Annotated in this window: 11 protein-coding genes, 1 tRNA gene and 2 pseudogenes; 7 read left to right on the forward strand and 7 right to left on the reverse strand. The window is 50.0% G+C overall.

All coding sequences use genetic code 11. The annotated features are described in order from the left end of the window. Positions 1 to 8: 8 nt before the first annotated feature. On the forward strand, positions 9 to 869 hold the full coding sequence (locus tag NMUL_RS08840) for an MBL fold metallo-hydrolase (protein WP_011381007.1): 861 nt from the start codon (positions 9 to 11) through the stop codon (positions 867 to 869). A gap of 21 nt (positions 870 to 890) precedes the next feature. Next, positions 891 to 1,055, forward strand: coding sequence for a hypothetical protein (locus NMUL_RS15965; RefSeq protein ID WP_167535570.1), 165 nt, complete (start codon positions 891 to 893; stop codon positions 1,053 to 1,055). 203 nt (positions 1,056 to 1,258) lie between these two features. Here NMUL_RS15965 and NMUL_RS15385 read toward each other — a convergent pair. Continuing rightward, positions 1,259 to 2,016 (reverse strand): IS5 family transposase gene (locus NMUL_RS15385; RefSeq protein ID WP_148235532.1). Its coding sequence is split into 2 segments (ribosomal slippage): positions 1,259 to 1,683 and positions 1,683 to 2,016, totalling 759 coding nucleotides; the frame shifts between segments, so codons are not numbered across the junction. Between the two features lie 738 nt (positions 2,017 to 2,754). Here NMUL_RS15385 and NMUL_RS08860 point away from each other — a divergent pair. Further along, positions 2,755 to 3,813, forward strand: a complete 1,059-nt coding sequence (locus NMUL_RS08860; RefSeq protein WP_167535571.1) for a cyanophycinase — start codon at positions 2,755 to 2,757, stop codon at positions 3,811 to 3,813. Between the two features lie 278 nt (positions 3,814 to 4,091). Here the strand turns inward: NMUL_RS08860 and NMUL_RS08865 are convergent, their stop codons facing one another. Further along, positions 4,092 to 5,000, reverse strand: coding sequence for an ion transporter (locus NMUL_RS08865; RefSeq protein WP_011381009.1), 909 nt, complete (start codon positions 4,998 to 5,000; stop codon positions 4,092 to 4,094). A gap of 121 nt (positions 5,001 to 5,121) precedes the next feature. Between NMUL_RS08865 and NMUL_RS08870 the strand changes: the two genes are divergently transcribed. After that, positions 5,122 to 5,598, forward strand: a complete 477-nt coding sequence (locus tag NMUL_RS08870) for a potassium channel family protein (protein WP_041352505.1) — start codon at positions 5,122 to 5,124, stop codon at positions 5,596 to 5,598. A 119-nt stretch (positions 5,599 to 5,717) separates the two neighbouring features. Here NMUL_RS08870 and NMUL_RS08875 read toward each other — a convergent pair whose 3' ends face one another. Both NMUL_RS08875 and NMUL_RS08880 read right to left on the reverse strand, forming a co-directional pair. Further along, entirely contained in the window at positions 5,718 to 6,860 is a 1,143-nt protein-coding gene (locus tag NMUL_RS08875; RefSeq protein ID WP_011381011.1) for an IS30 family transposase, read from the reverse strand. Between the two features lie 9 nt (positions 6,861 to 6,869). After that, positions 6,870 to 7,379: pseudogene (locus NMUL_RS08880) on the reverse strand (integrase core domain-containing protein); the annotation flags it as partial. 81 nt (positions 7,380 to 7,460) lie between these two features. Between NMUL_RS08880 and NMUL_RS08890 the strand changes: the two are divergent. After that, a pseudogene (locus NMUL_RS08890) lies at positions 7,461 to 8,387 on the forward strand (IS3 family transposase). A gap of 268 nt (positions 8,388 to 8,655) precedes the next feature. Beyond that, positions 8,656 to 8,985, forward strand: a complete 330-nt coding sequence (locus NMUL_RS14960; protein WP_011381015.1) for a restriction endonuclease — start codon at positions 8,656 to 8,658, stop codon at positions 8,983 to 8,985. 341 nt (positions 8,986 to 9,326) lie between these two features. On the opposite strand, the gene NMUL_RS08900 is transcribed toward NMUL_RS14960, so the two are convergent. The 3 genes from NMUL_RS08900 to NMUL_RS08905 form a co-directional block, all read right to left on the reverse strand. After that, positions 9,327 to 9,402, reverse strand: a tRNA-Asn gene (locus NMUL_RS08900). Positions 9,403 to 9,721: 319 nt separating this feature from the next. Continuing rightward, on the reverse strand, positions 9,722 to 9,859 hold the full coding sequence (locus NMUL_RS15970) for a hypothetical protein (protein WP_167535572.1): 138 nt from the start codon (positions 9,857 to 9,859) through the stop codon (positions 9,722 to 9,724). Positions 9,860 to 10,442: 583 nt separating this feature from the next. After that, positions 10,443 to 10,661, reverse strand: coding sequence for a hypothetical protein (locus NMUL_RS08905; protein ID WP_041352506.1), 219 nt, complete (start codon positions 10,659 to 10,661; stop codon positions 10,443 to 10,445). Between the two features lie 324 nt (positions 10,662 to 10,985). On the opposite strand from NMUL_RS08905, the gene NMUL_RS08910 reads away from it, so the two are divergent. Continuing rightward, a complete protein-coding gene (locus NMUL_RS08910) occupies positions 10,986 to 12,221 on the forward strand; it encodes a vanadium-dependent haloperoxidase (protein ID WP_011381016.1) in 1,236 nt (411 codons plus the stop codon). The last annotated feature ends 583 nt before the right edge of the window (positions 12,222 to 12,804 follow it).

Genomic DNA, 12,804 nt, shown 5'->3' on the forward strand with positions numbered 1-12,804 from the left:
AAATCGAGATGAAACCGTACATTGAGGCATTCTTTGATCCGGCAACATGGACGATAAGCTATGTCGTTTATGACGAGCCTGGTGGCAGTTGCGCGATTATCGATCCCGTGCTGGATTACGACCCGAAATCAGGCAGGACACGAACGATATCAGCAGACAGGATAATCGCCTTCGTCAACGAAAAGCGATTGAGGACAGAATGGATTCTGGAAACGCACGCACACGCCGACCATCTGACCTCTGCGAACTATCTCAAGAACAAGCTGGGCGGCAAAACTGCAATCGGGAAGGAAATTCCTGCGGTCCAAGAAACTTTCAAGAAGATTTTCAACTTGGGAACCGATTTCATACCCGACGGACGTCATTTCGATCAGTTGCTCGCGGATGGCGAAACGTTCCGTATCGGGAAGGTGACGGCAACTGCAATATCAACGCCCGGTCACACTCCCGCAGACCTCTCCTATCAGATCGGTGAGGCGATCTTCGTGGGCGATACGCTTTTCATGCCCGATCTCGGGACTGCGCGTGCTGATTTCCCCGGCGGGGATGCCCGACGTCTATTCCGGTCGATACACAAGCTTCTGGCTTATCCAGCGGAAACACGGCTATTCCTTTGCCATGACTACGCTCCCGCAAGCCGCTCCACCCGGTGGGAGACAACGGTGGCTGAGCAGCGCGCTCATAACATTCATGTGCATGATGGTATCGATGAACACGAGTACGTAGCCATGCGGCAAGCGCGGGATGCTACGCTCGACATGCCCCATCTCCTGCTACCATCGATTCAAGTAAACGTGCGAGCGGGGCAAATGCCGCCTCCCGAAGATAACGGGATCTCGTACCTGAAAATACCGCTGAATGTTATCTGAAACGCTGAAAAGCAGTGATCGTTGGATCAGAAAAGCAAGATCCTGGTCCCTGTGATGGAACCCGTGTGTGTCGAGGAACAACACCGCTCCAATAACTTCACGGATTGCGGCACACTCGGTGGAGCAAACAGCTGGCCCAACACCATCATCACCGACCGACCGCCGCTCTCCAAACTATATGGATGATTCTGCTCCCTAAGAAGAACTGGTATGTCGAAATGAGGGACGGGTCTAAGCTTGATCTGGCTGTCAGGCTGAAGTGGTCCAACGCCACTGCAACCGGGATTAATAACATTGGTCGGGTTATTGCGATCGCCGTGGTCCCGGAATTCACGCGGTGCGGCAGAGTTGATTGCTGCATAGGAGGTCACCATTAGGCTCAGGACTCATTAATTGAGATAGAAGATGACAGTTGCGGCGATACAGATGGCAGAGAAGAAGGTATGGGCACAGCGGTCGTAACGCATGGCGATCCTGCGCCAGTCCTTGAGCCGAGCGAACATGTTCTCGATCCTGTGCCTTTGCCTGTAGAGGGTCTTGTCGTATTTGATCTGGATTTTGCGATTCCTTTTTGTCGGTATGCAGGGCGTCATGCCTTTGGCACGCAACGCTGCCCGGAACCAGGCAGCGTCATAGCCGCGGTCTGCAATCAGGGTTTTGGCTTTGGGCAATGACGGCAGCAGCACACGTGCTCCCTTGTAATCGCTCATCTGCCCTTCGGACAGGAGCATGGCCACAGGCTTGCCCTGACCGTCGCAGACCACATGAAGCTTCGAGTTCAGGCCGCCCTTTGTGCGACCGATACGGCGGGGAACATCCCCTTTTTTAGCAGGCTGGCTGCCGTGCGGTGGGCCTTCAGATGCGTGGCGTCGATCATCAGCCTCTCGGGCGTTTCCTCTTTACCGGTCAGTTCCACAAAGATGCGGTTGAACACGCCCAGTCGGCTCCAGCGCACGAAACGGTTATACAGTGTCTTGTGCGGCCCGTATTCCCTGGGGGCATCCTTCCATTGCAGGCCATTCCGAATGACGTAGATGATCCCGCTGATCACCCGCAGATCATCAACACGGGGAACTCCGTGGGACAAGGGAAAATAAGGTTTTATACGGTTGAACTGTGTTTCCGACAGGTAAAACAAATCTCTCATGGCAGCACCTCCGCCATAAGTGAATCACATTTGATCCTATTCGTGAATCATGAAATTAATAGGTCCTGAACCTAAGTCAGAGGCCACAGTAGTTGCGTTTATGCTCGCAGGGATTTCGGAGCTGGTTTGCACCCCATAATGCAACTCATCATATTTGCCGGGCAATGATCGAATCCGTGACTTTTGCATGCGCAAAATGAATTCTGAGTCTCATCGTACGGCGTCAGTTCCAATTGCTGCCTCTTCTTCAAGCCATGTCGCCTTTCAACTATTCCCCTTTTTAATACCGCTAATATTGAAACGACATTAATTGAATCGGTTCGATTAACCATAAAGTGGGCCAATTGATTTGGCTGAAAATGGAGACCAGAGGAATCGGCTATGCATGCCAAGAATATTTAAAAACGAGCAAAATGTTTCATTGCATTATTTACTTGAGCAAATCTTCCCTGCAATCATGGGCAAGCATCCGTCGCATCGTAAAACTGCTTACTTTTTAATACTTTTTTCTTGTATTTCTTCCTGTTTTTTATACTTTTTCAACTTTTCTTTCACAATTTCTGAACTTATACTTCACTCTAACTTCACAGTTTGGACCTGAGAACAGGACTGGAGGGAAAATTCACTGCCATTGTGAAACTGAATTTCACATGCCAAAGGGAGAAGCAAAAAATGGAATTACTTGTGTGGTTTTTTCTCGCTCAGCAGCAAACAAACTCCAGAATTATATGCAGATGGATGGCAACCCCAATCGTGGTTGCTGTGTTTTCGACAGGGATAGGCTTGGTAGAGGCAGCCAATAAATCGCGCTTAGGGATCTCTCTAAATGGCGAGCCGGTCGATTACCTGCCCTGCGGCACAATTCCGTTAAGCACGCGAACTGCTGTATTAATGGGTGGAGGAGACGACGTCAAGGAGGCCTTCAGCTGGATGATTGCCAAGATGAGCCAATGTGGCGATGGCAATACAGGGAGGCCGGGAAATTTTGTCGTGATTGATAATGGCAGCGTCCCGCCTGACGATACTTACATCAGCATAGTCGGGCCCGTCGCCTCGGTAGTAACTCTGGTTGTTCCTGACATAGAAACAGCTAATGACCCCGCCCTCGAGCCTTACATTCGAAATGCCGGCGCAATCTGGCTAACCGGGGGCGATCAAGGGCGCTACTACAATTTCTGGAAGGACTCGTTGCTGGAACAACTGATATCAAAGCAGGTCCGGAATTTCAAGATTCCCATTGGCGGAACAAGCGCGGGAACCATGGTACTCAGCGAGTTCGCTTATGTCGCCGACCCGTGCGCGATCACTTCGTCAAAAGCCTTGACCGACCCCTACTCACAGTGCGTAGCACTGAGACGTGATTTTTGGAGCGACAGGACGCCTTTACCCCCCCTGTTATCGACTGTCACTGATTCCCATTTCAATGCGCGCGATCGCATGGGCCGCCTGATCACGTTCCTGGGGCACGCGATAAATAGCCAATGGACCAGTGCTGCCATTGCCCAGGCTATCGGAGTAGATGAGGAAACAGCATTATTGATGGAAATTGATGACAATACAGACCCATCTTCTCCCGGCACCAATTTTAGTTACAAGGTCATTACAAATACAGGAGTCAGCGGGTCAGTCTATATTCTCAGCACCGATTCGCAAAGTCAGCTGAACCTTGAGCCCGACCAGCCTCTTAGCTTTACCAATGTAAAAGTGAGAAAGATAGAGACTGCGGGAAATGAGAGTGATTATATTATCGACGTCAAGGAAGGCGATTTAATATCCAGCACTGGCAGCATTTACTGAAAAAACCAAGCAACGCACTGCACTCACGCCAACTTAAGGTGCCAGGTTTATGCATACCGCATTTTAATGCGGACATGTGGATTTCGGAAAGTACGCGAACACCTCCTCGCTACCGCTAATTGTATTTCAGGCTATCGTACCTACGAATTTCATGCATTCAGCTCGCTTCGGCGGCTCCTTCCTGTTCCTGCTTCGGACCCGCTTTGCCTTTGGCGTTAATTTTGATCGATGAAACGCTATGCAGTTTTCTCAGCACCGAGGGTTCATTCTACCATCTGCTAATCGCGAGCGAACAAGGGAAGTTTCGCTCCACAATTGCGGCAAAACCTTGCGTTCTCTTCCAGGCCTGTTGTCAGGCAGACAGGGCAGGTCCGGGTGTTTGGCGGTCTTTTCATCGCGAACCGTTGAGCGGTCATTTCAGAAGTGATAATTCCGGTTGGAACAGCAAGGATACTCCACCCGACCAGCATGGTGACTGACGTAATGGCGCGCCCCAGATCAGTTTGAGGGGTAATATCGCCAAACCCGACGGTTGTGACCGCTGTAATGGCGAAATAGACCGATGTGGGAATACTGCTGAACGGAGAATGCGGACCTCCTTCTATTACATACAGCAGGGTGCCATTCAAAATCACCACGATCGCTACCACAGACAGGAAAATCAGGATCTTGCGCCTGCTGGCCATGATTGCGCTGCCCAACACCGAATACTCCTCCACGTACGCGGTAAGCTTCAGAAGGCGAAACATTCGCAGCAACCGCAGTAGGCGAAGATCGACTAACGCATGCAGTTCCGGTATGAAAAAAGCAGCATATGTTGGAAGGATTGCAAGAAGATCCACTATCCCAAAAAAACTCCTGGCATATCGCAGAGGATGTTTTACGCACCACAGCCGGGCGATGTATTCGATCGTAAACGCAACAGTGAAAAACCACTCCAGAGCATTCAGGATTCCCCCATACCGGTAGTTAATCCCGGAAACGCTATCGAGCATCACCACGACCACGCTTAGCAGAATGGCGGCGATGAGCGAAAAATCGAACCTTCGTCCAGCCCGGGTCTCGGCTTCGAAGATAATTACGAAGAGACGGTCACGAAAGCCGGATTCCGGCTTCCCGAAATACGCGGCAACATCGCTTCTTGAGATCGGTCGTGGCGCAACGTTCTCCTGTTCCTGTTTTTTCATAAATAAGTCTTAAAGAGTAAAAGGCATTCAAGCTGTTACCGGTCTCATGTGCCTACTTCAATTTCTCTTTGTCCAATGCCCCCTTCATGGATAATGAAAAATTCAGGCATACGAGTGACCCATGAATGAACATGCTGCCCACCTCGTGATTCTGGGTATATCCGGAATGATCGTAGCGATCTGTGTAATGCTCCATTATGAAGCACTGCGTTTTCTTGGCCGCACGTTGGGAGCGCATGTACATAAACGCATTGGCGTATTGCTGGTAATGATGGGGCTATTGATCGCCCATTTTCTCGAGGTGTGGGTTTTTGCCGTTGCCTACATGTTTGTGGAGCATGAGATGGGGTTTGGCCGAATCGCAGGTATCACAACCGGGGACATTTTCGATTATTTTTATTATTCATCTATCTCCTACACGACAGTCGGTTTCGGGGATTTGGTACCTGTGGGCGCGATACGAATGCTTACCGCTGCTGAAGGACTTGCCGGTTTGTCATTGATTACCTGGTCTGCCTCATTTACCTTCCTGGCCATGCAACGCTTCTGGCCTCACGCTCTTGCGGAATCGCAAGAAAAACCAGACAGTGAAACTTAAAGCTCCTTGAGCTTTAAAATTGACAGTCAAAGGGTAGGTAAAGTGCTTGCCTTTGGATCCTATAATCCTCCCGGAGGAGATGACCCTACCCCAGAATCAGTACCGGCGCATTCAACCGGTCAGTGCAACGCTTCATTCAGTACTTGGGCGGGTGTTCTAAAATCCAAAGTTTTCCTCGGGCGAGAGTTTAGTTTTTCGGCGACCTCATTCAGTTGACACTGCGTGTATGTCGCCAAACTCGTTCCTTTTGGAAAGTATTGTCTTAGCAGGCCATTGGTATTCTCATTGGTTCCCCTTTGCCAGGGGCTGCTCGGATCGCAGAAATAGACGGCCATATTGGTGGCCATGGTAAAGCGCTTGTGTGCGGCAAGTTCCTGGCCTCTATCCCATGTCAGGCTCTTGCGCAGTTGCTCAGGAAGCATGCGCATCTGGGTTATCAAGGACTGAACAACACTTTCAGCGCGCTTGTCCTGCACTTTGCAAAGCACGGTGAATCTGGAGTATCTCTCGACCATCGTAGCAATGCCACTATTACTCGAGCCTATAAGCAGGTCTCCTTCCCAATGCCCAGGCAGGGCCCTGTCTTCCACCTGTGCAGGGCGTTCTCGAATAGAAATCGCATCGGTAATGTGTCCTCTGCCTGCAACCCGGTGGGACTTGGCGTGACGAAACATTCTTTTGGTGCGCAAGTGCTTCTTCAGTTCCTGGCGTAGTACGCCACGAGTTTGAATGAACAGGGATTTGTAGATCGTCTCATGCGATACACACATCGCTTTTCCGTCAGAAGAGTGTCGCTTGAGCCATCCGGTTATCTGTTCTGGCGACCAATCAGCCTCCAGCAGTCCTGTTACCACGCCTCTTAGCTCCTCATCCTGGGAAAGCAATGTAGGCTTGGGGCGTCGACTGCGCTTGAGAAAAGCTTTCTCGGCATGGCATGCCCGATATTTTTCAGGTCCGCCATTGCGGGCAATTTCTCTTGATGTCGTAGAGGCAGCCCGACCAAGTTCCTGGCTAATCCTGCGCAGGCTTTTGCAACTAGCCAATCCACGAGAAATCATTTCACGTTCCTCCAGCGACAGACAACCAGATCGACGAGATCGTTGCCTCGGCTTTATGCCTCCATGGTAGAGAAGATACGAATATACCGTCGCAGGCGGCTTTGCAATATCTCTAGCAATTACACTCATAGCAACCCCTTGCTGCCATAACCGCCAAATACACGCTTTGCGTTCATCAGTCATGCCACCATATACGCTAGCCATTGCACACCTCTACAAATCAAGAATCAATAGGTGTTGCACTGACCGGTTGAATGCGCCCCGGTCTAAAGTGGAAAATTCCGGCTCCGTAGGCCTGTCGGGCAAGGCGTTTTCCCTTGCCCGGCGGGCGAATTCAGCGGGCGTTGCCCACTGCAATGCAGAGTGGGGACGCATCTCATTATAGTACTGCCGCCACTCATCAATCTTGCGCCTGGCATCCTCTAAAGACAAGAACCAGTGGGCGTTGAGACACTCCTGCCGGAACCGTCCGTTGAAGCTTTCCACCCTGGCGTTGTCGGTGGGCTTGCCTGGACGGCTGAAGTCAAGTTCGATGCCACGCTCATAGGCCCATTTGTCCATGACCCTGGAGATGAATTCACTGCCATTGTCGACTTTGATAATGCTGGGCAAGCCGCGTCTGGTCGCAATGTGGTTGAGCGTCTTCACGACATCCTCTCCTTTCAGGCTCTGGCCCACCTCGATGGCTAGGCTCTCCCGCGTATAGTTGTCCACCACGGTCAGAGTGATCTGCTTTAGGAATTCAGGACCAGACAGAAAGTGAGTTTTTCGGCAAACTTGACCTTGAAAGGAGGGGTGTTTGCCATGAAGAAGAAGCGGTTTTCAATAGAACAGATCGTAGCGGTATTAAAGCAGGCGGAGCTTGGGATGCCGGTGGCGGATCTGATCCGGCAGGTGGGAATCTCGGAACAGACGTTCTACCGTTGGAAGAAGCAGTACGCCGGGATGCAGTCGGACCAGGTGCGGGAGCTCAAGCAGTTGCAGGAAGAGAATGGGCGGCTCAAGAAGCTGGTTGCCGACTTGAGCCTGGACCGGGCGATCCTGCAGGACGTTGCATCAAAAAAGTGGCCCATGGTTACCGGCGCATCCACGTGCTTCTCAAGCGTGAAGGCTGGCAGCTGGGTAAAAACCAGATGTATCGGCTTTATAGCGAAGAGCAGCTACAGCTTCGCTCAAAGCTGCCCAGGCGCCGCAAGATGGTCGTGAGACGCCAGGCGAAGATCAAGCCGACCAAACCCAATGAAGCATGGAGCATGGACTTTGTGGCGGACCAACTGGCCAACGGGATGAAGTTCCGTACGCTGACGATTGTGGATGTCTTCAGCAAGGAAGCATTGGCAATCGAAGTGGGTCAGCGTCTGCGAAGCGACCATGTGGTCGCTACGTTAAATCGACTGGCCGCGGCGGGGTCCTCCTCAATATCTTTTTGTCGATAATGGCAGCGAATTCTCGGGGCAGTTGCTCGATCTCTGGGCGTACCATCACCAGGCACGGATCGACTTCAGCCGCCCGGGAAAGCCAACGGACAATTGCCACATCGAGACGTTTAACGGATCATTCCGGGACGAGTGCCTGAACTTGCACTGGTTTGAAACGCTGGAAGAGGCCAAAGCGATCATCGAGGACTGGCGGCGGGACTACAACGAGAGTCGGCCTCACTCGACTCTCAATGACCTGTCGCCAGCCGAATTTGTACACCGGGCGGGGCTTTCAAGCTTTGCCCGGGTTTAACCAGCGCCGAAAACTAACTCTCGGAATGGCCCTGGAAACCCAAGCAGATCACAGCGCCGAAAACTAACTCTCGGAATGGCCCTGGAAACCCAAGCAGATCACAGACGCGGAAGCTGCAATAACACATCTAAAGCAGCTTCAGGAAATACGAGACCATAAAATCCGCAAACAGCGCGAAGAGCGGGAACGAAAGGAAGCCGCAGCAAAGACACCTTCCGTCACTCTTCCCGACTTACAAGCTAAGTTTATTGCTTTATTACAAGGCGAGGTGATCGGGGCACGGCGAGGTTATGCACTAGAGGAAATATTGCAATCCCTATCAAAACTGTACGCACTTGAAGTAACCGAACCATATCGAATAAACGGAGAGCAAATAGACGGTGCTATCAAGTATGACGGCGAGCACTACATTATTGAAGCGAAGTGGCAAGATAAAGCCTCCTCTAATGAGGCTGTTTATCAATTTGCAGGAAAAATAGAAGGTAAGATGTACGGTCGCGGGCTTTTTATTTCGATTCACGGCTTCAGTGAGAATGTCATAAACTCTCTTGTCACAGGCAAAGCCATAAAGACGGTCTTCGTCGATGGGGGGATTTAATATTGGTGCTAGAAGGGCTAATAAGCTTTTCGGAAATGATTGACAAGAAAATCAAAGCAGCTCAAACAAAGGGTTTAATTTACATTAACCCGATCACCGGAATGTCAAAATAATAAAATACGTTCACCGGGCGCGCTAATGAGAGGAGTCGAACCTTCGATCTACTGAAATTAGGAATTATCTGCTACCGGCGACAGCCAGAGGATGCCAAATTGACCAGCAGACCGAAAACAACGTCCCGTCTTTATAGTTCAATAGGGGCGTTTGGCTCAACAATTATTCTACTACAGGGCTACTAAGACAGGAGGGGATTTAGAATTTTTCTGTAAGTCTTTGTTTTATGGCTCCCCGACCAGGGCTCGAACCTGGGACCTGCGGATTAACAGTCCGTCGCTCTACCGACTGAGCTATCGGGGAATTGGAGAGGTGCATATACTAATAGCTTAAGCCAAGCTGGTCAATCCAGGGCAGTGAGTTATTGGGCTTGACAGGAGCCATTAAGGCTGATGGAACTGGAATGCAGTGGCCTTGTATCTCAACAAAAGAGGGAAATCGACTTGCAATTAGCGCGCCTCAGGAAGGTTATGCTAGCCCCCTAATACAGGCCACTTCTTTGCCCGTCCAATATTAAATTCCCGTAAAAGGAAAACGTTTAATATTGGACGATCCATTTAATGAAGTATCAGTTTACGCGGTGGCCTGCGCGTAAACTGCGCTGTGAATTTTTCTGAATTGATCAATAATTTCCGTCAGAATTTTTCTCTGGCACGACAATAATTTTTTCCTTCTCTTTTTCTGCAGGACGCTCTACGGATATACAACCCGCGATTTGAGCGAGCAATAACGTCACCATAAACAGTTTTAGTATTTTCATAGGAATGATCCTTTTGTAACTCGGCATGAAGTAAATGGGCCTAATTATTACAATATGCTAGAGCTGTAATCAAAACCGTTCGTTAGCACACATTATTGGCGAGCAAGTTTTCTTTGTATCCGAATGATGAGAGGTCAGCGGAAGAATATATCTACCGGGAAGATTTCTCTTGACATTTAGAATAATCCACAATTCTGCCCGAGTTCAGAGCCGAAAATTACCGTGCTGTTCGCAAGTTGCAGCAAAGCTTGACTTTATTTTAATTTATTGATAGTAAAGCCTTTTTAGAAATGTTCAAAAAATAGCCAGATAAGAAAAAGCTGTTACAGGAGGGCGACTTACTCTTCCTTTCATCAGCTTATCAACAAACTTATCCACAGCAATTGTGGAAAATAAAACGTCTGATATAACAGTGTCAGGAAATGCAAAAGGTGCTGCATACGAAGGATTCAGGCGAACACTTACGCCTCAGGAATCCTTGTCACTTTCCCTTGCTTCATCATCTAAGATTCCTGATCGAAAGACACTTCTTGAAGCCTCGTCAAGGGGTCAAACAGTATTAAACTTAAACGTCTGTCTGTTTCTACCGTACGGGCGTTTCATACTCCTCTTGCCGCAATGCCGCTTCCACGACTTCCTTGGCCTCCTCGATGTTCTTTACGTGTGACAGATCAATTCCCGGATTGGGATAGCTATGCCAGAAAGAAAACCCTGCGGTCGTGCTCCATAATAATCCCCTTACATGCTGTTCTACGAATACCTCCTGATGATGCTCGTCAACTATCTTCCATTCAATATCCATCGTTAAGACTCCTCAGCGTCTGGAAATGTTAATATACCCCAATCAAACTCAGACTGTAGCAGTTATACTTTCATACTAATACCAATTGCTTCATTCTGCACTTGTTCTGAGTCAGTCAGCACTAATTAAGTGGATATCTGCAAGCGCTGGTTAGGCGGCAAAGCCAGAAATACTACGAGCTATGTTCGTCCCCCCAATCTCCCCCCTGTTTCATAATCCGTTGATCTATCGAGTAATGTTCAGCAGCATGCACTTCGGCAAGAAGGAGGCTTTTATGTCGATTTATATATCCTATCCTGCTCAATCGTCAGCAAGGAAAAAACAATGACTCAAGATGTAAGGAAAAATAGGTTACTGGTACTGGCAGTAGTCGTTATATCTATTCTTGTCAGTTCCGCCGCGCGAGCCGACGCAGTGACGCACTGGAACCGGGTGGCAGGGGATATTATCGTGGACTCGGGATTGGGCCCGCTCCCGGCAGATCGTGCTCTCGCAATCGTGCAGACTGCGGTATATGAGGCAACAAACGCGATTACCCAGCAATATCCGGCCAGCGATCTCAAGCTGAAAGGTAAGCCGGAAGCCTCGGTTGAGGCCGCCATTGCAGCGGCAAATCGCGCTACGCTTACAGCCCTGGTACCGGTGCAACGGACAGCTATCGATACTGCCTATCGCCAAGCGCTTGCCGCCATCCCGGATGACATCGCAAGAAGCGATGGCCTTGCGATTGGCGAAAAAGCCGCAGCGGGAATTCTGTCGCAGCGGGCACAAGACGGTGCCGATGCAGGAGAATCATACCGTCCGCACACCTCTCCCGGACTCTATGTGCCTACTGTAATACCGGAAGCGCCGCACTGGTTGCAAATCAGGCCTTGGCTTATGGATAACCCGGCCCAATTTCGTCCCGGCCCTCCTCCCCAACTGGAAAGCGAGCTATGGGCACGCGACTACAATGAAGTCAAGGCGCTGGGCGGGAAGCACAGCCAGCGCACCGCTGCTCAGACCGAAATTGCCCGCTTTTGGGAAGAAGTAATGCCTCCGATCTACCATGGAGTAATACGCTCGGTTGCCGAAGCCCCCGGAAGGGAGATCACTCGGAATGCGCGTCTCTTTGCGGCGGCAACCCAGGCTTCCACCGACGCGCTTATAGCGGTATTTGACGCCAAGTATCATTACGGCTTCTGGCGCCCGGTCACTGCCATTCGCAATGGCGATGTTGATGGAAACAATGCGACAGAACGGGATCCTTCATGGCTTCCCTTTATCGACACCCCCATGCATCCTGAATACCCCTGCGCCCACTGCATCGTAGCAGGCGCGGTAGGAACAGTACTGAAAGCTGAGATTGGGGCAGATCCCATACCGCCCCTGGCTACTACCAGCCGGGCCGCGGGCGGCGTGATGCGCAGTTGGAAGAATATCGATGAGATCATCCAGGAAGTGGCCAATGCGCGCATATATGATGGAGTACACTACCGCAACTCCGGTGAGGTAGGCACCGCCATGGGCAGACGAATTGCCGAGCTGGCAGTTATGAAATATTTCCGCACTGACCAGTAAGCTTTTAGTGTTCTCAGAAACTTTCTCTGAGCCCCGGCTTGCGCACGGGGCTCATGATCCCCCTGCGGTTTGGTGCGGCGCTTTTCCGCATTCAAGATGGTATCAGCCGCAGTAAATGAGGCAGCCAGGGCTCAAAATGGACTTGACAAATGGAATTAATCCACAGCGTCATAAAAGTCCCATATCTTCGAAAAATCTCTTTTGCAAAACTTCCTGGATATAAGGCTTATTTATAAACTCCTGAAAATAAATATTTTTTTTGAAGACAAAAAACAGGCTGAATACAAAAATCCGTTATGGAAACGTCACTTATCAAGTGTGCCCATACCTTATCAACAAAGTTATCCACAGTTATTGTGGAAAACAAGATCCTTGACAGGTATGAATGAAATAGGACATGGACTCCGCAAGAAGCGACGGAATGAACCTATCTGGGAACAAAAGCGTCCGCAATGATGCCTAAAACCTTTATGGCGATGTTTGCCGCTTGTTTGAGTTTAAGCGTATAGCGGATTGTTCTAACGGACTTTGGGAGGTCGAACGTGAAACAGCATGTCACTTCGCACAAATACATCCTTTTTTC

Source organism: Nitrosospira multiformis ATCC 25196 (assembly GCF_000196355.1).
GTDB classification, from domain to species: Bacteria; Pseudomonadota; Gammaproteobacteria; order Burkholderiales; family Nitrosomonadaceae; genus Nitrosospira; species Nitrosospira multiformis.